Annotated in this window: 30 protein-coding genes; 24 read left to right on the top strand and 6 right to left on the bottom strand. The window is 50.1% G+C overall.

All coding sequences use genetic code 11. The annotated features are described in order from the left end of the window. Positions 1-29: 29 nt before the first annotated feature. The 23 genes from sixA to VFA_RS02715 all read left to right on the top strand — a co-directional run bounded on the left by sixA (position 30) and on the right by VFA_RS02715 (position 21505). Entirely contained in the window at positions 30-497 is a 468-nt protein-coding gene (gene sixA, locus VFA_RS02825; RefSeq protein WP_004724546.1) for a phosphohistidine phosphatase SixA, read from the top strand. A 184-nt stretch (positions 498-681) separates the two neighbouring features. Then, on the top strand, positions 682-2775 hold the full coding sequence (gene flhA, locus VFA_RS02820) for a flagellar biosynthesis protein FlhA (protein WP_004724545.1): 2094 nt from the start codon (positions 682-684) through the stop codon (positions 2773-2775). Between the two features lie 29 nt (positions 2776-2804). Continuing rightward, positions 2805-4358: a flagellar biosynthesis protein FlhF gene (gene flhF / locus VFA_RS02815; RefSeq protein ID WP_004724543.1), complete on the top strand. Its 1554-nt coding sequence runs from the start codon at positions 2805-2807 to the stop codon at positions 4356-4358. Between the two features lie 14 nt (positions 4359-4372). After that, on the top strand, positions 4373-5260 hold the full coding sequence (locus tag VFA_RS02810) for a MinD/ParA family protein (RefSeq protein ID WP_004724540.1): 888 nt from the start codon (positions 4373-4375) through the stop codon (positions 5258-5260). Beyond that, positions 5253-5987: an RNA polymerase sigma factor FliA gene (locus VFA_RS02805; RefSeq protein WP_014204643.1), complete on the top strand. Its 735-nt coding sequence runs from the start codon at positions 5253-5255 to the stop codon at positions 5985-5987. Before VFA_RS02810 ends, VFA_RS02805 begins: the two co-directional genes overlap by 8 nt. A gap of 45 nt (positions 5988-6032) precedes the next feature. Further along, on the top strand, positions 6033-6401 hold the full coding sequence (gene cheY / locus VFA_RS02800) for a chemotaxis response regulator CheY (RefSeq protein WP_038150782.1): 369 nt from the start codon (positions 6033-6035) through the stop codon (positions 6399-6401). A gap of 58 nt (positions 6402-6459) precedes the next feature. Next, positions 6460-7176: a protein phosphatase CheZ gene (locus tag VFA_RS02795; RefSeq protein ID WP_004724536.1), complete on the top strand. Its 717-nt coding sequence runs from the start codon at positions 6460-6462 to the stop codon at positions 7174-7176. 9 nt (positions 7177-7185) lie between these two features. Continuing rightward, positions 7186-9468 carry a chemotaxis protein CheA gene (locus VFA_RS02790; RefSeq protein WP_004724535.1) on the top strand — a complete coding sequence of 761 codons (2283 nt, stop codon included), beginning with the start codon at positions 7186-7188 and terminating at the stop codon, positions 9466-9468. Between the two features lie 25 nt (positions 9469-9493). Then, positions 9494-10624 (top strand): protein-glutamate methylesterase/protein-glutamine glutaminase, encoded by a 1131-nt coding sequence (locus VFA_RS02785; RefSeq protein WP_004724533.1) that lies wholly within the window; start codon positions 9494-9496, stop codon positions 10622-10624. A gap of 8 nt (positions 10625-10632) precedes the next feature. After that, the gene (locus VFA_RS02780; protein WP_004724531.1) at positions 10633-11409 is read left to right on the top strand and encodes a ParA family protein; all 777 of its coding nucleotides are present in this window, start codon (positions 10633-10635) and stop codon (positions 11407-11409) included. Next, the gene (locus VFA_RS02775; RefSeq protein ID WP_038150780.1) at positions 11402-12391 is read left to right on the top strand and encodes a chemotaxis protein CheW; all 990 of its coding nucleotides are present in this window, start codon (positions 11402-11404) and stop codon (positions 12389-12391) included. Before VFA_RS02780 ends, VFA_RS02775 begins: the two co-directional genes overlap by 8 nt. Positions 12392-12429: 38 nt before the next feature. Then, positions 12430-12924, top strand: coding sequence for a chemotaxis protein CheW (locus tag VFA_RS02770; protein ID WP_004724527.1), 495 nt, complete (start codon positions 12430-12432; stop codon positions 12922-12924). Continuing rightward, positions 12924-13433, top strand: coding sequence for a DUF2802 domain-containing protein (locus VFA_RS02765; RefSeq protein ID WP_004724525.1), 510 nt, complete (start codon positions 12924-12926; stop codon positions 13431-13433). Before VFA_RS02770 ends, VFA_RS02765 begins: the two co-directional genes overlap by 1 nt. Positions 13434-13648: 215 nt before the next feature. Then, the gene (ccmA, locus tag VFA_RS02760) at positions 13649-14269 is read left to right on the top strand and encodes a cytochrome c biogenesis heme-transporting ATPase CcmA (RefSeq protein WP_004724524.1); all 621 of its coding nucleotides are present in this window, start codon (positions 13649-13651) and stop codon (positions 14267-14269) included. Next, positions 14269-14937: a heme exporter protein CcmB gene (ccmB, locus tag VFA_RS02755; RefSeq protein WP_004724522.1), complete on the top strand. Its 669-nt coding sequence runs from the start codon at positions 14269-14271 to the stop codon at positions 14935-14937. Before ccmA ends, ccmB begins: the two co-directional genes overlap by 1 nt. Before the next feature lie 92 nt (positions 14938-15029). After that, positions 15030-15776 carry a heme ABC transporter permease gene (locus tag VFA_RS02750; protein WP_004724520.1) on the top strand — a complete coding sequence of 249 codons (747 nt, stop codon included), beginning with the start codon at positions 15030-15032 and terminating at the stop codon, positions 15774-15776. A 1-nt stretch (position 15777) separates the two neighbouring features. Next, entirely contained in the window at positions 15778-15984 is a 207-nt protein-coding gene (gene ccmD, locus VFA_RS02745; protein ID WP_004724518.1) for a heme exporter protein CcmD, read from the top strand. Beyond that, positions 15981-16463 (top strand): cytochrome c maturation protein CcmE, encoded by a 483-nt coding sequence (ccmE, locus tag VFA_RS02740; protein WP_004724517.1) that lies wholly within the window; start codon positions 15981-15983, stop codon positions 16461-16463. Before ccmD ends, ccmE begins: the two co-directional genes overlap by 4 nt. Beyond that, positions 16460-18415, top strand: a complete 1956-nt coding sequence (locus tag VFA_RS02735) for a heme lyase CcmF/NrfE family subunit (RefSeq protein ID WP_004724516.1) — start codon at positions 16460-16462, stop codon at positions 18413-18415. The genes ccmE and VFA_RS02735 overlap by 4 nt, the downstream gene beginning before the upstream one ends. A 3-nt stretch (positions 18416-18418) precedes the next feature. Further along, positions 18419-18973, top strand: a complete 555-nt coding sequence (locus VFA_RS02730; protein ID WP_004724515.1) for a DsbE family thiol:disulfide interchange protein — start codon at positions 18419-18421, stop codon at positions 18971-18973. Further along, complete coding sequence (locus tag VFA_RS02725) at positions 18970-19455, top strand: cytochrome c-type biogenesis protein (RefSeq protein ID WP_004724512.1); 486 nt, start codon at positions 18970-18972, stop codon at positions 19453-19455. The genes VFA_RS02730 and VFA_RS02725 overlap by 4 nt, the downstream gene beginning before the upstream one ends. After that, on the top strand, positions 19452-20675 hold the full coding sequence (gene ccmI, locus VFA_RS02720) for a c-type cytochrome biogenesis protein CcmI (RefSeq protein WP_004724510.1): 1224 nt from the start codon (positions 19452-19454) through the stop codon (positions 20673-20675). The genes VFA_RS02725 and ccmI overlap by 4 nt, the downstream gene beginning before the upstream one ends. Positions 20676-20749: 74 nt before the next feature. After that, the gene (locus tag VFA_RS02715; RefSeq protein ID WP_038150777.1) at positions 20750-21505 is read left to right on the top strand and encodes an MlaA family lipoprotein; all 756 of its coding nucleotides are present in this window, start codon (positions 20750-20752) and stop codon (positions 21503-21505) included. 22 nt (positions 21506-21527) lie between these two features. Here the strand turns inward: VFA_RS02715 and VFA_RS02710 are convergent, their stop codons facing one another. The 5 genes from VFA_RS02710 to VFA_RS02690 form a co-directional block, all read right to left on the bottom strand. Then, positions 21528-22196 (bottom strand): SDR family oxidoreductase, encoded by a 669-nt coding sequence (locus tag VFA_RS02710; RefSeq protein ID WP_004724505.1) that lies wholly within the window; start codon positions 22194-22196, stop codon positions 21528-21530. Between the two features lie 194 nt (positions 22197-22390). Continuing rightward, positions 22391-22894, bottom strand: a complete 504-nt coding sequence (locus VFA_RS02705; RefSeq protein ID WP_004724504.1) for a VC2046/SO_2500 family protein — start codon at positions 22892-22894, stop codon at positions 22391-22393. A gap of 124 nt (positions 22895-23018) precedes the next feature. After that, positions 23019-24275, bottom strand: coding sequence for a PTS ascorbate transporter subunit IIC (locus VFA_RS02700; RefSeq protein WP_004724501.1), 1257 nt, complete (start codon positions 24273-24275; stop codon positions 23019-23021). Between the two features lie 9 nt (positions 24276-24284). Beyond that, positions 24285-24572: a PTS sugar transporter subunit IIB gene (locus VFA_RS02695; RefSeq protein ID WP_038150775.1), complete on the bottom strand. Its 288-nt coding sequence runs from the start codon at positions 24570-24572 to the stop codon at positions 24285-24287. A gap of 43 nt (positions 24573-24615) precedes the next feature. Then, on the bottom strand, positions 24616-25059 hold the full coding sequence (locus VFA_RS02690; protein WP_038150774.1) for a PTS sugar transporter subunit IIA: 444 nt from the start codon (positions 25057-25059) through the stop codon (positions 24616-24618). A gap of 247 nt (positions 25060-25306) precedes the next feature. On the opposite strand from VFA_RS02690, the gene VFA_RS02685 reads away from it, so the two are divergent. Further along, positions 25307-26335: a LacI family DNA-binding transcriptional regulator gene (locus VFA_RS02685; protein WP_004724497.1), complete on the top strand. Its 1029-nt coding sequence runs from the start codon at positions 25307-25309 to the stop codon at positions 26333-26335. A gap of 62 nt (positions 26336-26397) precedes the next feature. Here VFA_RS02685 and VFA_RS02680 read toward each other — a convergent pair. Next, on the bottom strand, positions 26398-26905 hold a 508-nt coding region (locus VFA_RS02680; RefSeq protein WP_038150772.1), incomplete at its 5' end, for a Fe-Mn family superoxide dismutase.

Raw genomic sequence — 26905 nt, 5'->3', positions numbered from 1 at the left:
GTGTGTAGAAGAGCAAATAGGTATACCTAATGAAAATATTTATCATGCGTCATGGTGAAGCGCATCACTATGCAGCCAGCGACGCAGAGCGAGCTTTGACAGACAGAGGTCGCAGCGAATCAGTCGCGGTTGCCCGTGCCTGTATCGAACAACAAGATCTGCATACTATCGATAAAGTTTTGGTCAGCCCTTATCTTCGTGCGCAGCAAACGTGGCAGGAAGTGTCACGTTATTTTTCTGCTCGCCACGTGCAGATTTGTGACGACATTACGCCTTATGGTCAGGCTGAGAGTGTGTTTGAATATTTAGCGGCGTTGGTTGAGTTGGAAACGCTCGACTCGCTGCTGTTGGTGTCACATCTGCCGTTGGTGGGCTATCTGGCTTCCGAGTTTGTGGCGGATATGGTGCCGCCGATGTTCCCGACCTCGGGCTTGATGTGCATTGACTACGATCCCCACACCCGCCAGGGCAAAGTGGCTTGGAACGTCCACCCGTAAGGGAAGGACGCGAGAAAAAGGTTGTCTGCGGGCAACCTTTTTTAATGGGACATGTTTTTCTCGCCAAGCCAAATGGGAGAACGCCTTGCCAAGTTTTTGACACTTGGTATGGACTAAAACTTGCATCACAACGCCAACGTCTTGTTACGTCTCTTAATTTTCAACCACTAATTGCTAGCAGCCTATGAAGTTTACTCTGCCATTTGCGGACAAATTGCCCAACATCCCTCAACGTAGCATGCCTGCGATCGGTGCGCCGATCATGGTATTGGCTACGTTGGCGATGGTCGTGCTGCCGATGCCCGCCTTCCTGCTTGACTTGTTTTTTACCTTCAACATTGCTTTGTCGATGGTGGTGTTGTTGGTGACCGTGTATACCCGGCGACCTCTGGATTTCGCCGCATTCCCTACCGTGCTTTTGATTGCGACCTTGCTTCGCTTGGCGCTGAATGTGGCCTCGACGCGGGTGGTTTTACTGTACGGTCATGAAGGGCCGGGCTCTGCGGGTAACGTGATCGAAGCGTTTGGTAACGTCGTGATTGGCGGGAACTACGCCGTCGGTTTGGTGGTGTTCCTCATTCTGATGATCATCAACTTCATGGTCGTCACCAAAGGTGCGGGCCGGATTTCAGAGGTGAGCGCACGCTTTACCTTGGATGCGTTGCCGGGCAAACAGATGGCGATTGATGCCGACTTGAATGCCGGTTTGATCGATCAAGAGCAGGCGCGCACACGCCGTTTTGAAGTCACCAAAGAGGCGGACTTTTACGGCTCAATGGACGGTGCGTCCAAGTTTGTGAAAGGGGATGCGATTGCCGGTATCCTGATCCTGTTTATCAACATCCTCGGCGGTCTGACCATCGGGATGATTCAATACGACCTTGGCTTTAGCGAAGCCATCCAAATTTATACCCTGCTGACCATTGGTGACGGTCTGGTGGCTCAGATCCCGTCGTTGTTGCTGTCAATCGGCGCTGCGATCATGGTGACGCGTCAAAATACCGATGAAGACATGGGTCAACAGGTTATCTTCCAACTGTTCGATAACCCGAAAGCGCTGATGATCACTGCGGCGATTCTTGGGGTGATGGGTATCGTGCCGGGCATGCCGCATTTCTCGTTCTTGAGTTTAGCGATTTTGGCGGGTGGTGGTGCGTATCTGATTCAACGGAAACAGAAAAAAGCCGAAAGCGATGCCCAGTTACCAGCCAAAGTGGAGGGCGATGCGCCCACCCAACGTGAGCTGTCTTGGGACGATGTTCAGCCCGTCGATGTGATTGGTTTGGAAGTGGGTTATCGCCTGATCCCATTGGTAGACCGCGACCAAGGCGGCGAGTTGTTGGAGCGCGTCAAAGGGGTGCGCAAGAAACTATCGCAAGATTTTGGTTTCCTCATTCCGCCGGTGCACATTCGCGATAACCTCGAACTGACGCCAAACAGCTACCGCATCACGCTGATGGGCGTGGCTGTAGGGGAAGCAGAGATTCGCCCCGATCAAGAACTGGCCATCAACCCCGGCCAAGTGTATGGCATGATTGATGGCGAACACACCTATGACCCGGCGTTTGGTCTGGAGGCGGTGTGGATTCGCGAAGAGCAGCGGGAACACGCTCAGGCGCTGGGCTACACCGTGGTCGACTCATCCACCGTGTTGGCGACGCATTTGAGCCAACTGCTGACCAACAACGCCGCGCAACTGATTGGTCACGAAGAAGTACAGAACTTGCTGGAAATGCTCGGCCGTTCGGCGCCGCGTTTGGTGGATGGATTTGTGCCGGATCAATTGGCATTGGGCGTGGTGGTCAAAGTGCTGCAAAACTTGCTGCATGAAGCGATTCCGATTCGCGATATTCGAACCATCGTGCAAACCTTGTCTGAATATTCAAGTAAGAGTCAAGAACCCGACATCCTGACTGCGGCGGTTCGTATTGCGCTGAAACGCCTAATCGTTCAAGAAATCAATGGCATAGAACCAGAGCTTCCGGTCATTACGTTGATTCCTGAACTGGAACAAATCTTGCATCAAACTATGCAGGCTTCAGGCGGAGAATCGGCAGGGATTGAACCTGGCTTGGCGGAGCGCTTGCAGATGGCATTAAGCCAAGCAACGCAAGAGCAGGAACTGAAAGGCGAACCGGCGGTACTACTGACATCCGGTGTCCTACGTTCTACCTTGGCTAAATTCGTCAAAAATACGATTCCGAACCTAAGAGTGCTGTCGTATCAAGAGATACCAGACGAAAAACAAATTCGCATTGTGCAGGCGGTCGGCAACTGAACGTCCTCACTTAATAATGGATAGCTGCTTTGAAAATTAAACGATTTTTTGCCAAAGACATGAGAACAGCGCTGCTTCAAGTGAAAGAAGAGCTCGGCGCAGAGGCGGTGATCATGTCAAACAAAAAAGTCGCGGGTGGCGTCGAAATCGTGGCGGCCGTTGACGGTGAAAGTGCATCCGTCGCACCGGTAGCACCGAAACAGTACAGTTCACAACCAAGACACGTCGGCACTCAGGCATCGCCCGCACTGAAAAACACAGCGACGCGTCGAGAATTGCAAGATGACCGCGTGAGCCTTAACGGCGCAGGGAACGGCAATTCGATGACGCAACGCTTTGCCAACATGCTCAAGCAGTACAGCAATGGCGCGCAAGAGGATGAGCCATCGCATCGTGCAGAAAACGAAGATTCACTGTCTGCGCTGCTGAAACGCCAATCGGACAACTATGGTGCCGATAAGCGTTTGGCCGATAACCGTTTGGCTGATAATCGCACATCAGACAATCGCACATCAGACAATCGTTCACCGCTCGCACGACAGCTCAGCAATGAATCGCCACTGGCCAAATTGTTGGCGGAAGAACGTTCTGAATCGCGTGGTCGTCCACGTTTGGATCCATCTCGCTACGAACGTCAACGTGAAGAAGAAGCGCCTGCCAATCCCAATGAACTGGAGAACATGCGCGAAGAAATGACGTCGATTCGTCGTTTGCTGGAGCATCAAGTATCCGGTTTGATGTGGCAGGAAGTGGAACGCCGTGAACCGCTGCGCGCAATGTTGATCAAACGTCTTGAACGCATGGGTGTGTCATTGGATTTGGCGGACCAACTGGCCTGTTATATTCCCGAAGATACGCAACCGCAAAAAGCGTGGAAAGCGTTACTAGGTTTGGTCTCCGACCAAATTCCAGTGGTGAAACAAGACATTCTCAAACGCGGTGGCGTGGTTGCGTTGCTAGGGCCAACGGGCGTGGGTAAAACCACCACGGTGGCGAAGCTGGCTGCACGTGCAGCGATGGAGTACGGCTCCGACAATGTCGCCCTGGTGACCACCGACACCTACCGTATCGGTGCCCATGAACAATTGTCCATTTACGGACGAATTATGGGATGCCCTGTAAGAGTTGCTAAAGATTCCAATGAGTTAGCCGATGTAATATACCAGCTACGTAATCGTCGCCTGATTTTGGTGGATACAGCGGGTATGGGGCAGCGCGATGTGCGCCTGTCAGAGCAGCTCGACACCCTCATGCAAGAGAGTGGTGAAATCATTCACAGTTATCTGGTGTTGCCGGCAACCGCACAACGCAAAGTGTTGCAGGAAACCATTGAGCACTTCAGAAGAATTCCTCTTTCTGGGTGCATTATGACTAAGCTCGATGAGTGTTTGAGCTTAGGCGAATTTGTCAGTGTTGTAGTTCAAAATTCGTTGCCAGTGGCGTACATCGCCAATGGTCAGCGGGTACCCGAAGACATAGTGATTGCTCAGCCCAAATACATGGTAGCGAAGGCAAACGAGTTGCTAGAGAAGTCGACAGAAGATGAACCTCATTACTGGAACAGTGATTCAGAGAGATTCTAGGCGGCGGACAGATTATGACGAACAAAATGATATATGACCAAGCAAGCGGCTTACGTCGTTTAACCCAGCCTTCTGTAACCAAAGTCATCGCGGTGACTGGTGGTAAAGGGGGCGTGGGTAAATCAAATGTGACTCTGGGTATGGCCATTTGCATGGCTCGCCAGGGAAAAAAAGTCATGGTGCTGGATGCTGACCTAGGATTAGCGAATGTGGACGTGATGCTTGGCATTCGCCCCAAACGCAATTTAGGTCATGTTCTCGCCGGGGAATGCGAACTCAAAGATGCGATCGTTGACGGTCCGCACGGTATCCGTATCATTCCCGCCACGTCTGGAACGCAGTCGATGACCGAACTGTCCCACGCGCAACATGTGGGGTTGATTCGCGCATTTGGCTCGCTCGAAGATGAGATGGACATTTTGTTGGTGGATACCGCAGCCGGTATCTCCGACATGGTGGTCAGCTTTTCACGAGCCGCGCAAGATGTCGTGGTGGTAGTGTGCGATGAACCGACTTCTATCACGGATGCATATGCATTGATCAAACTTTTGAGCAGAGAACACCAAGTTCAGCGATTTAAGATTGTTGCGAACATGGTCAGGAGCTATCGTGAAGGCAGGGAGTTGTTCGCGAAGTTGACGTTAGTCACAGAGCGCTTCCTGAATGTTAGCCTCGAACTCGTCGCCTGTATTCCTTTGGACGATAATGTACGTCAGGCAGTCAAAAGACAAAAAATTGTGGTGGATGCCTTCCCGCGTTCACCCGCAGCGTTAGCGATTAGCTCGCTGGCGAACAAGGCCTTAACTTGGCCGATCCCAAGAACCCCAAGTGGGCATTTAGAATTCTTTGTGGAAAGGCTACTTAATCGGTCAGAAATAGTAGGGGAACCATTCGGTGAATAAAGCGCTTACTTATGATCAGTACGGCAATATGAATAGCCAGAAATTGTTTCTGGATAAATATTCCGTGCTGGTTAAGCGTATAGCTCATCATTTAATCGGGCGTTTACCTCCCAGTGTCCTTATTGAAGATTTAATACAAGCCGGCATGGTCGGCTTGCTTGAAGCACAGAAGAACTACGACGGAAGTAAAGGTGCGAGTTTTGAAACCTACGCCGGAATTCGTATTCGGGGCGCAATGCTCGACGATATTCGACGTGGTGACTGGGTGCCACGATCGGTGCACAAGCACAATCGTGAAATCGGTCAGGCAATTGCAGTGTTGGAAGGAGAGCTGAATCGCGATCCGACCGACAGTGAAGTCGCAAAACATCTGGGTATGTCGTTAGATCAATATCATAGCGTGTTAACCGACATAAACTGTTCACGAATTGTCGGAATTGAAGACTTAGGTGTGACAGACGATGCCATTTCGCCAGTGGATGACGATGAAGACAATTCACCCTTTAAAGGTGTGGCAGACGAATCGTTCCGCAAAGCATTGGTTGAGTCAATAAAATCACTTCCTGAGCGTGAAGCTTTAGTACTTTCGCTCTATTATGATGAAGAGCTAAACTTGAAAGAAATTGGTGAAGTACTTGGCGTGAGTGAGTCCCGCGTGAGCCAAATACTGAGCCAAGCAATGCAACGTCTGAGAACCAAATTGAGCTCTTGGACACAAAACGACTAAATATCACTGATTTCGAACTCAGTGGAGGCAACTTTGAATAAAAACATGAAGATCCTTATTGTTGACGATTTTTCAACAATGCGCCGTATTGTAAAAAACCTACTCCGCGATCTGGGTTTCAATAACACTCAAGAAGCGGACGATGGCTTGACGGCATTGCCGATGCTTAAAAAGGGTGAATTTGATTTCGTGGTCACAGATTGGAACATGCCAGGCATGCAAGGCATTGATCTTCTGAGAAACATTCGCGCGGACGACGAATTGAAACACCTGCCGGTACTGATGATCACTGCCGAAGCAAAACGCGAACAGATTATCGAAGCGGCTCAAGCTGGCGTTAACGGCTACATCGTTAAACCATTCACCGCGGCGACGCTGAAAGAAAAACTAGAAAAAATCTTCGAGCGTCTCTAAGAACTTTCGTGAGAACAAAAGTTTGCTCTATTCAAACGCGTGAAAGGTTAATTACCGGATGATTTCATTAGAACAAGCCAAAGAACTCGTTCAATTACTCGAGAATGGACAGCAAGACAGCGCCAATCTTTTACTCAAGCAGATGTACGAATCGGAACGCAATCCGATGCTGCAGGAGATTGGTGAACTGACGCGCGAACTGCATGATTCGCTGAAGCAGTTCCATATCGATGATCGCATGAGCGAGATCGCCAATGACGAAATACCTGATGCGCGAGACAGATTACAGTACGTCATTGAAAAAACAGAAATTGCTGCCAACAAGACCATGGACGCCGTGGATCGTTGTATGCCGATAGCAGACAGTTTGCACGAGAGCTTACTGTTGGTTCGTCCTCAATGGAACGAACTGATGCATGGCAAAATTGAACTGAGTGAGTTCAAAGCATTGTGTCACCGAATCGACAACATTCTTTCTCAAATAGAAGGTGACAGCAGTGAATTGCGCGGGCAATTGACCGAAATTCTGATGGCTCAAGACTTCCAAGACCTGACTGGGCAGATTATTCGTCGCGTGATTACACTCGTGAATGAAGTTGAAAAACGTCTGGTCGATATTTTGACAGTCTTTGGCAGCAATCACATAGAACAACAAGACAAAGCCAAAAAAGCATCGACTGATCCAGAGGGGCCAATTTTGAATCCTCATGAACGCAGTGACGCGGTTTCATCTCAAGACGAAGTAGACGACTTGCTATCGAGTCTTGGATTTTAGGGGTAACGTATGAGCTACGATTTAGACGAAGACATTCTTCAGGACTTTTTGGTTGAAGCGGGTGAAATTCTCGAACTGCTGTCTGAACAGCTAGTCGAGTTAGAGAATAATCCAGAAGACCGAGACCTTTTAAACGCGATTTTTCGCGGTTTTCATACCGTGAAAGGCGGTGCGGGTTTCTTATCTCTGACTGAACTGGTAGAAACGTGTCACGGTGCCGAGAACGTGTTCGATATTTTGCGAAACGGTCAACGCAGCGTGTCTCCTCGTTTGATGGATACCATGCTGCGTGCGCTGGATACCGTCAACGAACAGTTCCGTGCAGTCCAAGAGCATGAACCGCTTGAAGCGGCAGATCCCGAGTTGCTTGAAGAGCTTCATCAACTGTGCCGACCTGAATCTGAAGACAACGATGACGTTGAAGAAGCCGTTGAAGAGATGGTGATCGAAGACGTGATTGAAGAAGTTGAGTCTGAATTGGCTGATATTGCCCCTGCCGAACCAGTCAGCGCCGTTGAGGCCGATTCGATCGACGACATTACCGAAGACGAGTTTGAGAAACTGCTCGACGAGCTGCATGGCAAAGGCCGCGCTCCGGGCGCAGATGCTCAAGCGGCAGCACCCGCTGCGCCAACACAACCGACGCCAGCACCGGCAAGTAGCGATGCAAGCGGCGACATTACTGATGACGAGTTCGAACGTCTTCTGGATGAGCTGCATGGCAAAGGCAAAGGGCCGTCACTGAATGCGCCGGAGACACCGCCAACGCCTCAAGCGCCAACACCGAAAGCACCTGCAGCCAAAGCACCTTCTGCCGGTTCAGACAGCGATTTGATGACCGACGAAGAGTTTGAAAAACTGCTTGATGAACTGCACGGTGCGGGTAAAGGTCCTTCTCCGGAAGAGCTGGACATGGCGACTCGCCCAGTCAGCGAGAACCCGGCTTCAGCGCCAGCGCCAAAAGCATCTGCACCGAAAGCACCTGCGGCAAAACCTGCAGCACAAAGCACCCCTAAAGTTGCACCCGCGAAAGCAGCGCCCACACCGAAAGTGGTGGACGAGCCTGCAGAAAAACGTGAAGTGGCAGCGGCTGGTGGTGCGAAAAAACCGCAAGCGGAAGCCACCGTACGTGTGGACACCTCAACGCTGGATACCATCATGAACATGGTGGGTGAGCTGGTTCTGGTGCGTAACCGACTGTTGAGCTTGGGCCTCAACAGCAACGACGAAGAAATGTCAAAAGCGGTTGCAAACTTGGATGTGGTCACGGCGGACTTGCAAGGCGCGGTGATGAAAACCCGCATGCAACCGATCAAGAAAGTGTTTGGTCGTTTCCCGCGCGTGGTTCGTGACTTGGCGCGTAACCTGAAAAAAGACATCGTGCTGGAAATGCGCGGTGAAGAAACCGACCTAGATAAAAACTTGGTTGAGGCGCTGGCGGATCCATTGATCCACTTGGTGCGTAACTCAGTCGACCACGGTATTGAAATGCCGGATGACCGCGTCAAAGCGGGTAAACCGCGTACCGGTAAAGTGATTCTTTCTGCGTCGCAGGAAGGGGATCATATCGAACTGGCGATCGTCGATGATGGCGGCGGTATGGATCCGAATAAGCTGCGTGGTATTGCGGTGAAACGCGGCATGATGGATGAAGATGCGGCAGCGCGTCTGTCTGACAAAGAGTGTTTCAACCTTATCTTTGCGCCGGGTTTCTCCAGTAAAGAAAAAATCTCGGATATCTCGGGTCGTGGTGTGGGCATGGACGTGGTGAAAACCGCGATCAACACGCTCAACGGTTCGATTGATATCGACTCTGAATTAGGGAAAGGCACCAAGATCACGATTAAAGTGCCGTTGACACTGGCCATTCTGCCAACCTTGATGGTGGGCGTTGCCGGTCACCCATTTGCGCTGCCATTGGCAAGCGTGAACGAAATTTTCCATTTGGATTTGAGCCGCACCAACGTGGTGGATGGTCAGCTAACGATCATCGTTCGTGACAAATCGATTCCGCTATTCTATCTGCAAAACTGGCTCGCGCCACAGGCAGGTCGAGTGGAAGCGCGTAAAGGTCATGGCCACGTGGTTATCGTACAGATCGGTAGCCAACGTGTCGGTTTCGTGGTTGATGCACTGATTGGTCAGGAAGAGGTGGTGATCAAGCCGCTGGACAAACTGCTGCAAGGCACGCCAGGTATGGCGGGCGCAACCATTACCAGTGATGGTCATATCGCACTCATTCTGGATGTGCCGGATTTGCTCAAGCAGTACGCTGCGGCATCGCGAATCTAGTTGACCACCCAAGATAAGGATAACTATGGCGATTAAAGTATTAGTTGTTGATGATTCAAGCTTCTTCAGACGCCGTGTGAGTGAAATCATTAACTCCGAATCGCGTTTAGAAGTGATTGATGTCGCGACTAACGGCAGAGAGGCGGTGGATAAAGCCCAGCGCCTCAAACCCGATGTCATTACGATGGATATTGAGATGCCTGTGATGGACGGCATTAGCGCCGTTCGTGAAATCATGGCCGCCAATCCGACGCCAATTTTGATGTTCTCATCCCTGACGCACGATGGCGCGAAAGCGACCCTGGATGCGTTGGACGCTGGTGCGCTGGATTTCTTACCGAAAAAATTTGAAGACATTGCTCGTAACCGCGATGAAGCGGTGTCGCTGCTGCAACAACGTGTCATTCAAATCGCGTCAAAGAAAGCGTTTATGCGTCGGCCGGTCGTCTCACGTCCGGCGACCTCATCACCAACGCCAGCATCGCCATCGAGCTTGCTTAACCGCACGTCTTCATCCACGTCGTCGTTGACTCAAAGTCGCCCCGTCGTGGCATCGGCTCGTTTTAAAGCCAGTGGTAAGAAGTATCAATTGACGGCAATTGGTACCTCAACCGGTGGCCCGGTGGCGCTGCAAAAAATTCTGACCAAGTTGCCGGCCAATTATCCTCACCCGATCGTGCTGATTCAGCATATGCCAGCGACATTTACGGCCGCGTTTGCCAGCCGTTTGAATTCGCTGTGTAAGATCCAAGTGAAAGAAGCTGAAGACGGTGACGTGTTGCGTCCGGGCGTGGCGTATCTTGCGCCGGGTGGCAAGCAAATGATGTTGGAAGGTCGCCCTGGTGCGGCGAAGCTGCGCATTATCGATGGCGGCGAACGCATGAACTACAAACCGTGCGTGGATGTGACCTTTGGTTCGGCATCAAAAATTTACGGCGACAAAGTACTATCGATGGTGTTGACCGGTATGGGTGCCGATGGCCGTGAAGGCGCGCGTATGCTGAAAAATGCAGGCGCCACGATTTGGGCCCAAGACGAAGACAGTTGTGTGGTGTATGGCATGCCACAAGCGGTCGCGAAAGCCGGCATCTCAAGCGAAGATTTACCGTTGGACCGCATCGCTGAGCGCATGTTGGTCGAAGTGGGCTTGGCCTGAGGAGCGCTATGATTGTTTGGAGTGTAGCCAACCAAAAAGGCGGCGTCGGTAAAACCACAACCACCATCACATTGGCGGGCTTGTTGAGTAAGCAAGGCAAGCGTGTGTTGTTGGTGGACACCGATCCCCATGCGTCGCTGACCACCTATCTGGGGTATGACTCCGATAGTGTGCCTGCGAGCCTGTTTGATCTGTTTCAACTGCGTGAATATACCGAACACACGGTGGAGCCTCTGATTCTGCGTACCGATGTGGAAGGCATTGACCTGATTCCAGCGCACATGTCGTTGGCAACGTTGGATCGCGTGATGGGCAACCGCAGCGGCATGGGGTTGATCCTCAAACGCGCGTTGCTGGCTTTGCGTCAGCGCTACGATTACGTGTTGATTGACTGCCCGCCGATTCTTGGTGTGATGATGGTGAATGCGCTCGCCGCGAGTGACCGTATTTTGATTCCTGTACAAACCGAGTTTCTGGCGATGAAAGGCTTGGAGCGCATGGTGCGTACGTTGGCCATTATGCAGAAATCGCGCAACCGAGAATTCAAGGTCACCATTGTCCCGACGATGTACGATAAACGAACTCGCGCATCATTGCAGACATTAAATCAGTTGAAGAAAGATTATCCGGAGCAGGTATGGACCTCGGCGGTGCCGATTGATACCAAATTCCGGGACGCGAGTTTGAAACGTTTACCTGCATCCCATTTTGCGGAAGGTAGCCGGGGTGTGTTTGCGTATAAGCAATTACTGCTGTTTTTAGAGAGGCTTGCTATCAATGAGTAGCCCGTTGCTGTCGAGTGAACAAGCGCTAGATGATTACTTCACCGCTCTGCTTGATGAGGAGCTGGGTGAAGAGGAGCTTGCGCCGCAACCACAGCCCGAGTCAGAGCCTGCACTGGAACCGATGTTGCAATCGGTGCCAGAAAAGAGTTATTTCGAACAAGAACTCGACGAGATTGAACTGCCGAATCTGGATGACGTTCAGCGTTTGCTGAGCCAGCTGGAAAACAGCAACCCAGTGGCGGAGCTGGATCTCGAAGAGGTGATGGAACAAAACACCATCGAGATTGCACAGCATCTGGATGTGGCCGACGTCGTGGACGAAATTCAGGAATGGGATATTGAGCCTGTTGCTGAGGTGATGACAGACGTCGTTGCAGATGAGCCGCTCGCCGACACCGTTGAACGGGTTGAACCGGACGTGGTGACGTTGGAACCCACGTTGGATGAAGGGGTTGCTGAGCCTGAAGTTGAGCAAGCTCCTCAAACGCAAACCGGTGGTTTTGACCTAGGACATTGGGACAATTCGGTTCGCAATGAAGCCTTTCAAGTGCTCTACTTTGATGTCAATGGCGTGACCTTTGCTGTGCCATTGGACGAACTGGGTGGAATTCATCGTAAGAGCAGCCTCAATCACCTGATTGGTCGCCCGGGGTGGTATTTAGGCTTACAAACCAACCGCGACGCGCAGTTGGATGTGGTGGATACTGCCAAATGGGTGATGGCTGAAAAGCTGCGTGACGAGAGCTACAAAGACGATTATCAATACATCGTCATGTTAGGCGAAAGTTTATGGGGCTTGGCGTGTACCAAGCTGCTGGGCACGGAGCTGCTCAATAGTGAAAAAGTTCGCTGGCGTGAGCAGGTGGGTAAACGCCCATGGCTGGCCGGAATGGTTAAAGAAAAAATGTGCGCATTGATCCATGTTCAAGCATTGATAGCTATGCTTAACGCAGGTCTTGATGTAAAAGCACTCGATAAATAACACATTTTTTGTCGGATACGACTTAGAGAGGAAAAGGTATGTCTCAAGCGAACGAAGTTGAAGTGAGAAAAGAACACTCTAACGACGAAGTGCTTCAGTGGGTGACGTTCCAACTAGAAGAAGAAACGTACGGCATCAACGTGATGCAAGTGCGTGAAGTGCTGCGTTACACTGAAATTGCACCAGTTCCCGGTGCGCCAGACTACGTGCTGGGGATCATCAACCTACGTGGTAACGTGGTTACCGTGATCGACACGCGTTCTCGTTTTGGTTTGATGCAAGGTGAGATCACCGATAACACCCGTATCATCGTGATTGAGTCAGAACGCCAAGTGATCGGTATTCTGGTCGACAGCGTCGCGGAAGTGGTTTACCTGCGTTCTTCTGAAATCGATACCACACCAAGCGTGGGCACCGATGAAAGCTCGAAATTCATTCAGGGCGTGAGCAACCGCGATGGCAAACTACTGATTCTGGTTGACCTGAACAAGCTGCTGACCGATGAAGAATGGGATGAAATGGCTCATCTGTAATGGGTGACATTCTTTGGCTAACGCCGCCTGTGATTGCAGGGGGCAGTGCACTGGTTGTCTTGCTGCTGTTGTTGGCGTTGTTTCGTCTGCGCCGCAGTCAGTCAAAGCAGACCGATTATTTTCGTCAGCAGGTTCGTCATCTCGACAAAGAACTGCAAAAAGCCAATAAACAGGTGTTGGAAGTTCGCTCTGTGATGGTCGGATTGGGGCAAAAAGTGTCGGAGCAACAAGACATTATTTTGCACCTCAACGAGCGTTTGAAAGAGCTGGAAAATGCCGATACTGATGGCCGTTTGTACAGCCGAGCCTCGAAGATGGTGAAACTGGGTGCCGACATCAATGAATTGATTGAAGAGTGCGAATTACCGAAAGCGGAAGCCGAGCTCATGCTATCGCTACAGAAAAAACTGTCCGGTAAAGAGGCGATTCCGCCACTGACGAGCCATCCCGAGCGAAAAGCCGCTGCGGCTGCTGGGGCGAAAAGGCCGGTGAGAAAACCGTCACGTTAATCGATTTTCATTTGTGAAAAAGGAAGCCAATGTGCTTCCTTTTTTTATGCGTGTAGGTTATGAATGAATGTAACCAAAAAGGGGTAGTTGCTTCAGAATATAATTAAAAATTAACAGTTTCTTACTTAGTTTCGTGACTCGTAATACCCTTACTCTATTTAGTCTCTTCTAGGGTGTGGTAATATAAGCGCCCCAAATTATTGATACAGAAGCTCATGCTGGAAGTAAAAAATCTCACTGCGATTCGTGATGAAAGAGTGTTATTTGAAGCGTTATCTTTCAACATTCAATCGGGGGAACTGGTTCAAATCGAAGGACGAAACGGCACCGGCAAGACAACGCTTTTACGCATTGTGACTGGGCTGGGTGACCGTGATGACGGTGAGATTCACTGGAACGGGGTGAACATCGAAGCGGACCGCGACAGTTATCACCACGATCTTCTGTTTCTTGGCCATCAGACCGGCATCAAACGGGAACTGACGGCATTGGAAAACTTGCGTTTTTATCAATCAATTCATACGACGGGCTGTGACCAAGAGACCTTGTATCAAGCGTTGACTCAGGTGGGCTTGGCCGGACGTGAAGATGTGCCGGTGGGTCAGTTGTCTGCGGGTCAGCAACGCCGAGTTGCGCTCGCCCGTTTGTGGCTCAGTCGGCAAAAACTGTGGATTTTAGATGAGCCGCTCACGGCTATTGACAAGCAAGGGGTGAAAGTATTGGAAGCGCTGTTTCTAAAACATGCGGACCAAGGCGGCATCGTGGTGCTGACCACGCATCAGGACATGTTTGCGGACAACCCAAAACTGCGCAAGATTAAGTTGGGAGACGCTTGATGCTTTCAACCATGAGCACCATCATTCGTCGTGAACTGCTGATTGCGTTTCGTCGTCAGGCCGACATTTTCAACCCGCTGTGGTTTTTCATTATCGTGATCACCCTTTTCCCCCTCAGCATTGGCCCGGATCCGAGTTTATTGTCGCGCATTGCGCCTGGCATTGTCTGGGTGGCAGCGCTTTTGTCGGCATTGCTGTCTTTAGAGCGTCTGTTTCGTGATGACTATCAGGACGGTTCGCTAGAACAAATGATGTTGATGCCCGTGCCGTTACCGGTGGTGGTGATCTCAAAAGTATTGGCGCATTGGCTACTCACGGGTGTGCCACTGATCCTGATTAGTCCTCTGCTGGCGATTTTATTGTCTTTGGACATGAACACTTGGTTGTCGGTGGTGCTGACACTACTACTTGGCACGCCCACATTAAGCTTTATCGGTGCTATTGGTGTTGCCCTGACGGTGGGGTTGCAAAAAGGTGGCGTGCTGCTCAGTTTGCTGGTGCTGCCGCTCTACATCCCCATTTTGATCTTTGCGACTTCGGCGATTGATGCGGCATCGTTAGGCATGGCGTACAACGGGCAATTGGCGATTTTGGCTGCGATGTTTATGGGGGCATTGACCCTAACACCGTTTGCGATTGCTGCAGCGTTGCGCGTAAGTGTCAATTAATTGTGTTCGATCAAGCACGAAAAAATCTGGTTAGATAAATTGCAAACCGAACAATCGAGATTCGGTACTTGAAGTAAAAGTGAGAGTAAACAATGTGGAAATGGCTTCATCCCTATGCCAAACCAGAGTCGGCCTATCGCCTGTGCGGTAAGTTTCTGCCTTGGTTTGCGATTCTAGCTTTGTTGTGTTTATCCGCAGGTACGGTCTGGGGCCTTGCCTACGCGCCATCTGATTATCAACAGGGAGATAGTTTTCGTATAATCTACATCCATGTGCCCGCCGCGATTTGGTCGATGGGGGTGTATATGTCGATGGCTATCGCCGCGTTCATTGGCTTGGTATGGCAAGTCAAATTGTCGGATATGGCGGCGTCAGCCATGGCGCCTATTGGTGCGGTCTACACGTTTATCGCGTTGATTACAGGGGCAGTATGGGGCAAGCCCATGTGGGGCACGTGGTGGGTGTGGGACGCCCGTTTGACTTCCGAGCTCATTCTTCTTTTCCTCTATCTCGGTGTGATTGCCCTTTATCATGCGTTTGACGATCAAAAAACCGCTGCGAAAGCCGCGGGCATTCTGGCGATTGTTGGCGTGATTAACCTACCAATCATTCACTATTCTGTGGAGTGGTGGAACACTCTACATCAGGGCGCAACCATCACTAAATTCGATAAACCTTCGATTTCAAGCGATATGCTGTGGCCGCTGTTACTGAACATTTTCGGTTTTGCCTTCTTCTTTGGCGCACTGACGATGATCCGTTTGCGCAATGAAATCATCAGTAAAGAGAGTCACCGCCCGTGGGTGATTCAATTGGCTAGCACGCGAAGAGGGAAATAAGATGCACTTTGAATCGATGAGCGATTTCTGGGCAATGGGAGGCTACGCGGCGTATGTGTGGAGCTCCTTTGGTATTACTTTCTTATCAATGTTGATTTTGTGGGTGGCGAGTGTTCGCCGCGGTCAAACGCTACTGACTGAAGTCCAGGCTAAGGTAGCGCGTCAGGCACGAATCGATGCAGCAAAAAATATGGAGAACACACTATGAATCCAAGACGCAAGAAGCGCCTCGGTATTGTGCTGGCGATTTTCATCGGCTTAGGTGCCACCATTGGTCTCGTTCTGTACGCACTCAATCAAAACATGGATCTGTTTTATACCCCCACTGAACTGGTGAACGGCAAGAATGGCCAGAAACCGGAAGTCGGTCAGCGTTTGCGCATTGGCGGCATGGTGGAAGTGGGTTCTGTGAAACGTGACCCGAATTCTCTGAAAGTGAGCTTTCTGCTGCATGACACGGGCCCTTCGGTAACCGTGACATACGAAGGCATTCTTCCTGACCTATTCCGTGAAGGGCAGGGCATTGTGGCGCAAGGTGTGCTGAAAGATGCCACCACCGTGGAAGCGTTTGAAGTCTTGGCGAAGCATGATGAAGAGTACATGCCCCCTGAGATTGCAGAGGCGATGGAGAAAAATCATTCACCCATGAGCTATTCACAAGACCAAATGCAAGGAAGTGCGAAATGATTGCGGAAATCGGTCACTTTGCGCTGATTTTGTCGCTGGCACTGGCAGTCTTGCTGAGTGTTTTGCCGCTGGTGGGCGCGTCGAAAAATAACCACGTGTTGATGAATGCGGCGCGTCCGCTGTCGATCGGCATGTTCCTGATGTTGGCACTGTCGTTTGGCATTCTGCTGTGGGCGTTTTACACCAACGACTTCACGCTGCAATACGTTGCCAGTAACTCCAACAGTCAATTACCTTGGTATTATCGCCTGACGGCTGTATGGGGCGCGCACGAAGGCTCCTTGCTGCTTTGGGTGTTGATTCAAGCGGCTTGGACACTTGCGGTGGCGACATTGAGCCGTGGCATGCCGCAAGAGTCCGTGGCGCGCGTGTTGGCCGTGATGGGCTTGATTAGCGTGGGCTTCCTGCTGTTTATCATCGTCACGTCAAACCCATTCACACGTACCTTACCGTACTTCCCGGTTGATGGCCGCGATTTGAACCCATTGCTGCAAGACCCAGGCTTAATCATTCACCCGCCAATGCTCTACATGGGTTATGTGGGTTTCTCGGTGGCATTCTCATTTGCGATTGCGTCGTTGATGACTGGCCGTTTGGACACGGCGTGGGCGCGTTGGTCACGTCCATGGACCACCGCCGCGTGGCTATTTCTGACACTGGGGATCGCATTGGGCTCTTGGTGGGCATACTACGAACTAGGCTGGGGCGGCTGGTGGTTCTGGGATCCGGTCGAAAACGCGTCATTCATGCCTTGGTTGGCGGGCACCGCGTTGATGCACTCGCTGGCGGTGACTGAAAAACGCGGCACCTTCAAAGCGTGGACCGTTCTGCTGGCGATTTCGGCGTTCTCCTTGAGCTTACTGGGCACATTCCTTGTGCGTTCTGGCATTTTGGTGTCTGTTCACGCGTTTGCGTCGGACCCGGCGCGCGGCATGTTCATTCTGGCGTTTTTGGTGTTTGTGATCGGCGGTTCGCTGCTGCTGTTTGCGCTGAAAGGATCGTCTGTGCGTGTGCGTGGCAACTTTGAATTGGTGTCGCGTGAAAACGCGCTGCTGGCAAACAACGTGTTGTTGATTGCTGCGCTGGTCGTCGTGCTGATTGGTACGCTGTTACCCTTGGTGCATAAACAGTTGGGCTTGGGTTCTGTCTCGATTGGCGCCCCCTTCTTTAACACGCTGTTTGCGTGGTTAATGGTGCCGTTTGCTTTCTTGTTGGGGATTGGACCGCTGATCCGTTGGAAGCGCGATAACCTGTCAAAATTGATTAAACCGATGCTGATTTCTGGCGTGATCTCCCTGCTGCTCGGCGCGCTGATTGTGCAACTGACCACCGAACATTTCAGTGCCATGGCCTACATGGGCTGGGTGATGGCGTTGTGGATTGTTTGCCTGCATGGCGTGGAGCTGTATGAGCGTGCCACGCATCGCCATACGTTCTTCGAAGGCATCGGAAAGCTGCAACGCAGTCATTGGTCTATGATGCTGGGCCACATGGGCTTGGCTGTGACCATCATCGGTATTGCGATGGTGCAAAACTACAGCATTGAACGTGACGTACGTTTAGCGCCGGGTGAGCACTTCAAGATGCAGCAGTACGAGTTTTACTTCAAAGGATTACGTGACAAAGATGGCCCGAACTACGACGGCTATATCGCGGATTTTGAAATTACACACCACGGCAAATACCTCAACACCTTGCACGCGGAGAAACGCTTCTATCGCACGGCACGTTCGATGATGACCGAAGCGGCGATTGATCGCGGTTTGACGCGCGATCTCTACATTGCGATGGGAGAGCGCCTCGATGACAACAATGCGTGGGCGGTTCGAATTTACTACAAACCGTTTGTTCGTTGGATTTGGGCTGGCGCACTGTTGATGGCCATTGGTGGCGCGTTGGCGATCAGTGATAAGCGTTACCGTTTCAGAAAAAACGCGCAGCAGGAGGCTTGATTGATGAATAAGAAGATTTTGTTTATTCCGCTGGCGGCGTTTCTGGCGTTAGTTGCAGTGTTTGCCACCCAACTGGTCAAAAACTCCGAAGGGGATGATCCAACCAAACTGGAATCAGTACTGGTCGGTCAGGCCGTGCCGCAGTTTCGCCTAGAAGATTTAGTCGAACCCGGCAAACTTTATGACCAGTCGATTTTCAAAGGCGAACCGCTGCTGTTGAACGTTTGGGCCACTTGGTGTCCGACGTGTTATGCCGAGCACCAATACCTCAATCAATTGGCGGGTAAAGGCGTCAAAATCATTGGTATGAACTACAAAGATCAGCGTGATAAAGCGGTGACATGGCTCAACGATTTGGGGAACCCATACTTGATTAGTCTGTTCGATGGAAACGGTATGCTGGGATTAGATCTCGGGGTTTACGGCGCGCCGGAAACTTTCCTCATCGATGCCAATGGCGTGATTCGTTATCGTCATGTGGGGGACGTCAACCCTCGCAACTGGCAAGACACGCTCGAGCCGCTCTATAACCAATTGTTGCAGGAGGCCAAACAATGAAGCGTTGGATACTCGCTGCGGCTGCCGCGTTGATGGTTTCTTTCACCGCCATGGCCGCCATTGATGTGTACGATTTTGAGTCGCCAGAGCAGGAAACTCAGTTTCAAGAACTCAGCAACACCTTGCGTTGCCCGAAATGTCAGAACAACTCCATTGCGGATTCGAATGCCGAACTGGCTAAAGATTTGCGACACAAAGTGTATGAGATGACCAAAGAAGGCAAATCGAAAAGCGAAATCGTTGATTACATGATTGCGCGTTACGGCAACTTTGTGACTTACAATCCGCCGTTTACGCTCAGTACAGCAATTTTGTGGTTGGCTCCGCTGTCCGTATTGCTGATTGGCTTTGGCGTGATTGTGATTCGTAGTCGTCGCAGTAAAGCGGCAACGGCCAGTACGCCGACCCAATGGGACACCGACAAAGAGGCGCGTTTGAAAGCGTTACTGGATGAAGACAAAGACGGAGATCAGCAATCATGACGTTATTTTGGATCTCAACGCTGATTTTGGTCGCGATTACCTGCGTTTTCGTTGCCATTCCGTTGATTCAGAAAAAAGCCAACAACGACACGGTGCTGCGTGACGAGCTGAATAAAGCGTTCTACAAAGACCGTTTGAATGAGCTCCAAGAAGAGACCGAAGAGGGTTTGGTGGACAATGAACAAGATTTGATCGCAGACCTCAAACAGTCGCTTCTGGATGACATTCCGGCACAAGAACAGGCGAAACAGCAGAGCTCGATTTCAACCATGGGGGTACTCATCCCATCGATCGCGCTGGTGGTTTTGTTGAGTTACGGTCTGTACGCTAAGTTTGGCAACTATACTAAAGTGGAACAGTGGCAACAGGTGAGTGCTAACTTACCGGAACTCACCCGTAAGTTAATGGCGCCGCAAGGTCAGGGGGTCGAGCTGTCGGATCAGGAGATGCAAGATCTAACATTGTCGCTGCGTACCCGCTTGTATTATCAACCCGAAGATTCAACCGGTTGGTTGTTGTTGGGCCGCATTGCGATGGCCAATCGTGACATGCAAACGGCCATTGGTGCCATGAAACATGCGTACGCGCTGGAGCCACAGGATGGCGACATTCAACTTGGCTACGCGCAGGCGCTGATGTTGTCTGATGATGAGATGGACCAAAATCAGGCGCGCGCCATTTTGAAACGTTTGTCTCAGCGCGACTATGTTGACTTGCGTGTCTACTCGCTATTGGCATTTGATGCATTTGAGCGTGCTGATTACCCATCCGCCATCCAATATTGGGGCATGATGCAGCAAATGATCGGTCCGAACGATGGCCGTTATGAGATGCTGACGCGCAGTATTGAGAGCGCCAAACGTAAGATGGGCGAGGTGGTTGTTGACGGTCAATCGGTACCAGTCACCATTTCATTAGCCAGCAACGTGACGTTGCCGAAAAATGCCGTTCTGATCGTCTCGATTCACACGGCGGATGGCGCACCGATGCCTGTAGCAGCCGCGCGTTACCCGCTGAGTAGTTTCCCTCGCACTGTGGTGTTGGATGATACCAACAGTATGATGCAAGGCCGTAAACTGTCGAGTCTGGATGCCTTGATGGTGCGTGTTCGCATCGATACCGATGGCAATGTGTCGACGAAAGACGGCGATTGGTATGGTGAAAGTCAGGCGGTTAAATTAGGTGAATCAGTTGAAGTTGTGATTGATAAACAGTATTAATAACCCTCCAACTGTTTCTTTCAATAAAACCAAAGGCCGATGAATATATCGGCCTTTGTCTATGGATTATAATAATGACGAGCCGCTTAGCACGGATTCTATCTCTTTGTATGATGCTGGTCTTGGTCGGGTGTAGCTCTGCACCAGACGATACAGCCAACGCAGATGCCAGCGTGAATGATCCGCTGGAAGGTTTCAACCGTACCATGTGGTCGCTTAACTACGACTATCTGGATCCTTACCTTGTTCGCCCAGTTTCGCTGGCATACGTCGATTACGTGCCATCGCCAGTACGCCGTGGCATTGCCAACTTTTTGTCCAACCTGGATGAACCCTCCAGCATGGTCAACAACCTTTTGATGGGCAATGGGAGTAAAGCGGTCGATCACTTCAACCGATTTTGGATTAACAGCACGCTCGGTTTACTTGGTTTAATCGACATTGCGTCAGAAGCGGGGATCACCAAACACGATGAGAAAGCATTCAGTGATGCTGCTGGGCATCATGGCGTCGGGAATGGCCCTTACGTGATGGTACCGGGATATGGGCCGTTTACGGTCAGAGAAACCACTGACGTGGTGGACGGTTTGTATGCGCCACTTTCATACCTAAACATTTGGGCGAGCATTGGTAAATGGGCGTTCGAAGGTATGGAAACTCGCGCGGCGTTGGTGCCACAAGAAGCGATGCTGGACAACTCGCCGGACCCTTACGCGCTGACGCGAGAGGTCTACTTGCAGCGTCAGGACTTCAAAGCAGAAATTGAGAAACAAGACTACAACGCTGCCGAGGAAGATTACCTCGACGACTACTTGGAAGAAGGTTTCTAATCCATGCTCGGCTTAACCACGGTTAAGCCGACATCACCCGCCCACTAAAGTACTCATTCGACACAATGTATTCTGTGTTGCGAATCAGTTCATCATTCACGGCTGCCCAATGCTCGTGCTCGTCATTGGCTGAGATGATCGGCACCACGCCTCCGACGCGAATATTAAACGGCGTCAGCTCTTTCGCCCAGCTCTGGGTAAAGCCCGAGACCATCGACGTAGCGTTTTCAATCCCCGGCTTATCTTGTGGAGAGTTGTAAGACAACACATTGACGATCACCCCTTTGGTGGAGCGATGGCGCATGCGTTCCGAGCAAGCTTGACCGAAGGTAAACAGTGACGAGGCCATTAACGCCAGTTTCTGAATGAACAGCTCTGCGGGGCGATCATCCACCACGGAAGGGAGCGGCGCGTTGGGCCAGTTGTTGATCAGAACATCCGGAACACCTTGGTAGCGCCTCTCGATCTCGTCGAGCATACCGTGAATGCTATTGAGCGAATAATCGCTCAGGTGATAGTGTTCCACGTCTTGGGAAATATGCCGACAACGGGTAAAAGTTTCAAGCAGACCTTGCTGGTTGGTATCACACAACACCACCTTTGCCCCTAAACGCGCAAAGTGAATGGCCAGTGTACTGCCTAATATTGAGCTTGCTGAAGTAATCAAAACAAGTGCACTTTCTATATTCATCGTGTGCCTGCCTTCTTGTGTTTATTATGTCATTTCATTATGAAACAGGTCAGCATAGGATGGTTGATTAGCTGTGAGTACGATGTGAATAACTTCAAATAACTTGGTTTGATGGCCAAGGTGGGTATGATTTTTTTGCGCTATTTCACACTCTGGCGAAATCGAAGGTAAACCGTCGCAAATGTCGACAGTGATTATGCCTGTGCACGCAGTTGATCGTGACGCCAAGCCATGTTCAATTGAGGATAAAGATCTGATGGTAGGAGTGTTTTTGGCGTTTTCTGCGCTAAGTGACGACGCTCATGCCCCGACAGGTTTAGGTAAACCTCTTCCGGCAAATCTTGCGTATCTTCAGGGAGATAAGCCAAAACTTCAGGGGTAAGGTAGTGTGACAGTTTGGCGCTCGCCAAGCCACCTTGATGAAACAGGTCAGCTTGTCTGGCTGAAATCTGGTAAGAACTTTGGTCACTGCGCAGCGTCTGAGGTGCTTGCAATTCAAAACGCTGACGCAGCACATCTTCCGTCGTCTCCACCTGCTCGATGGCTTCAACTGGTGTCGTATCGCGTACATCGTTAGAGAACAGCGCCAACATCAAAGAAAAGTCGGCACGACGCCCATGCAAAACCGCCTGGCTGATGCCAGTGCCGATCTGCAGTTCGTTGATCAAGCCTGCTTTATCTAAAGTATGTACGTGCATGATGTTCTCCGTTTGATGCCCTTGTAACGGCCAACAAGCCTAAAACTTTAGGGATTTCCCGGAGAAAAATGACAAAAAAGCCTGCAAAAATGCAGGCTTAGTCATATCGAACGTTCTCGGTTAGCTAGCGTACAATAAGCCCGAGCAAAATACCGACCGCACCAAAATCAGCATCACTGAATGTCGTGTTAGCAAATCCTAGATCGCCGAGAACTGGCATTAAAAAGACGGGTAGGAAGGTAATCAATAATCCCTGAGCGAATGCTCCAAGGATGGCACCTCTGCGCCCACCGGTTGCATTCCCAAATACACCCGCAGCTGCCCCGACGAAGAAATGCGGAACGACACCAGGAATAATGACCGTGAGTCCCATCAAATAAAGTAGGAGCATGCCCACGAGGCCAGCAGAGAAGCTAGACAGAAATCCAACCAGTACAGCATTTGGCGCGTAAGGGAATACGACAGGACAATCGAGCGCAGGTTTAGCATTAGGAACCAATTTGTCTGAAATGCCTTTGAAAGCCGGCACGATTTCTGCGATGACCATGCGAACACCTTGCAAAATGACGTACACACCACCAGCAAAGGTAATGGATTGCATCAGAGCAAACATGAACCAATGCTTACCACCACTCACTTCTCGGACAAAATCACCACCTGCAAATATACAGGTCACCATGAAAATAATGCCCATTGTAAAAGAGATCGCTACGGGTGTGTCACGCAGAAACAGCAGACTTTTGGGAACATTCATTTCTTCCGTAGAGTGAGCTTTATTCCCCAATTTGCTGCCAATAAAGCCAGCAAGCACATAAGAGAGCGTCGAAAAGTGACCGATTGCGACGTCATCGGAGCCTGTGACCTGCTTCATGTATCGATGAGCGATCGCTGGGAAAAAAACCATCACCGATCCGACAACGATTGAGCCAAGGGCAATTAACGAAACGCCGCTCATGCCACTCGAAGATAGAATGGCAGCTACCATCATTGACATAAATAATGTGTGATGGCCGGTTAGAAAGATAAACTTCCAAGGTGTGAAACGAGCAATCAGAATATTGACTAACATAGCGAAGAACATAATCATTGCCATTTCTTTGCCAAATGCTTCTTGTGCAATAGAAACGATAGCTTCGTTATTGGGGACGACACCGGTGATCCCAAATGCGTGTTGAAAGATGGTCGCAAAATCACCAAGTGAGCCGACAACCAAGCCAGCCCCAGCCCCTAGAATCACAAAGCCGAGAATAGTTTTTACCGTGCCTTTGATGCACTCTGTGACTGGCTTTTTCTGTGCAATCAATCCGATTAAAGCGATTAATCCCACCAGAACCGCAGGTTCTGACAGCACATCGTTCATTAGAAAACTGAAAAATTCCATGTTGCCACCTTAGAGCGCGTTTAGCGTTTGTAACGCCGCGGACAAACGTTCTTTCATGGCAATTTTGTCGATCATATTGTCTAACGCCACGATAGTCGGAGTGACTGCGAGCGCTCGCAATTGTTCTGCAATATCATTGGTTGCAACAAAAATATTACACTCAACGCCTTTTGCTGAGCCAAGATCGATATGATCCACTTCAGCTTGGATACCAAGATCATTGATAATGTTCTTGATGCTCATTTCCATCATCAGACTCGTTCCGAGACCATGACCGCAGACAACCATAATTTTCATCATTTATACCTTTTGTTTTTCGTAGAGGGTGCAGGAGGTGTATTTAGTAATGCCCAATGATATCGAGGACATCATCTATTGTTTGTGCGTTGCAGAGGCGCTGTACATCTTCGTCGTTCATAAAGAGCTCCGCCAGCTGAGCAATGGCTTGGACATGGCTATTGCTATCTGTTGCGGCAAGAGTGACCAAAAGTTTTACGGGGTCATTTCCCTCTGAGTCGAAGTTGACCCCGTTCTGTATGATAGTCACGCCCAAAGCGAGACGATTTACACCGTCCTCTGGTCTAGCGTGAGGCATCGCTATACCTGGGCCGACAACGTAATAGGGGCCAAGGTTTTCATGGGAATGATAAATCGCATCTACATAACTGGTGTTAATTGCACCATTCTCTATGAGTGCTTGGCAGGATTTTTGGATGGCATCTTTCCAATCCTCTGCGTCACGATGTAATCGTATTACGTCGGCAGTAATCAGTTCATTTAGCATGAAATTATTCACTTAGTGATGGTTATATGGCTGTTACTTTATCGATCAAATTGTCAAAAAAAATAGGAGTTGGTCACAAATGGTAGCGCTATCAGATAGCGCTACCATAATTTGTGATAGCGCTATCAAATTGATGTACCAATGCGATTTGTAATGGCCTTGATCAACATCTGATACGCTAAAATAAAGTCTGCTAAATCGCTGTGATAAGATGTCGTAGCAAACAAAAAAGAATGATAAAGAGACAATGAGCGAACCTCGTAAAAGACGAAGTACTGGGCAAGTAACACTGACGGATGTGGCCAAACAAGCTGGTGTTGGCACTATGACTGTGTCACGGGCTCTTCGTACACCAGAACTGGTTTCAGACAAGTTAAGAGACAAAATTCAAAAAGTAATTGAGGATCTTGGTTATATTCCCAATAAAGCCGCTGGTGCTTTAGCCTCCGCACAAAGTTACTCTATTGCACTAATTTTACCGTCTCTATTGGATAAATCCTGTGCGCTATTTTTACCCAGTTTTCAGCAGACGCTGAACAAAGCGGGCTATCAGTTAATTTTGGGGTACAGTGACTATTCTTCTGAACAAGAAGAAAACCTACTCTCTACTTTTCTCGAAAGCCGTCCGGCCGGGGTCGTTCTATTTGGCCGAGAACATAGCGATCGTACACATCAGTTATTGTCTACTGCCAATATGCCTGTATTGGAGTTCGCAGAGTTGAACAAAGATGCGAGGTATCTGAATATTGGAGTGGATCATTTCGATGTCGCGAAAGAAGCTACGCGTCACCTGCTCGATCAAGGATGTAAAAATGTTGGTTTTATCGGTGCTCGTGGTAATCACGCGACGCTGCAACGTAAATTACATGGTTGGCAGAGTGCGATGATTGAGCATTACCTGACGCCCGATCATTTTCTGACTACTCATGAGGCACCATCATCACAATTAGGTGCAGAAGGGCTTGCGAAGTTGTTGCTTCGAGACGCTTCGTTAGATGCGTTGGTGTGTACTCATGAAGAGATCGCAATTGGGGCTCTATTTGAATGCCATCGACGCGTGCTGAAAGTGCCGACAGATATCGCTATTGTTTGCCTTGAAGGTTCCTCGATGGCTGAATATGCCTATCCAAGCCTAACTTGCGCAGAGATTGACTACGAGCGGATGGGATTGAAAGCTGCTGAAAAGCTGATTCATGCGATAAAAGGCGAGCGTGTTACTGCCATCTCAGACATTGGTTACAAGCTCAAACGCCGGTCAAGCAGTGCGATACATTGAAAGGACAAAAAAGCCTGCAAAAATGCAGGCTTAGTCTCAATTGCTTTTTATCCTATACAGGATTATTTAGCTAGGTTCGCTGCAACGAATTCCCAGTTAACCAGAGCCCAGAAACCGTTCATGTAATCTGGACGTACGTTACGGTAATCGATGTAGTACGCGTGTTCCCACAGGTCAACAGTCAGCAGTGGTGTTACGCCTTCTTCAGTCAGAGGCGTCGCTGCGTTAGAAGTGTTCGTGATAGCCAAAGAGCCATCTGCTTTCTTCACAAGCCAAGTCCAAGATGAACCGAAGTTGTTGATTGCTGAATCAGTGAATTTAGCTTTGAACTCTTCGAAAGAACCGAATGCTGCGTTGATTGCATCCGCTACTGCGCCAGTTGGTTCGCCGCCGCCATTTGGAGACAGACAGTGCCAGTAGAACGTGTGGTTCCAGATTTGCGCTGCGTTGTTGAATACACCGCCAGTTGAAGTCTTGATGATCTCTTCCAGAGTTTTACCTTCAAACTCAGTACCTGGGATCAGACCGTTCAGCTTAACAACGTAAGTGTTGTGGTGCTTACCGTGGTGG

It is taken from the genome of Vibrio furnissii CIP 102972 (assembly GCF_000176175.1).
Lineage (GTDB): Bacteria > Pseudomonadota > Gammaproteobacteria > Enterobacterales > Vibrionaceae > Vibrio > Vibrio furnissii.
Note: the sequence above shows the minus strand (reverse complement) of the source record. Positions and strands in the feature narration are given on the sequence as shown.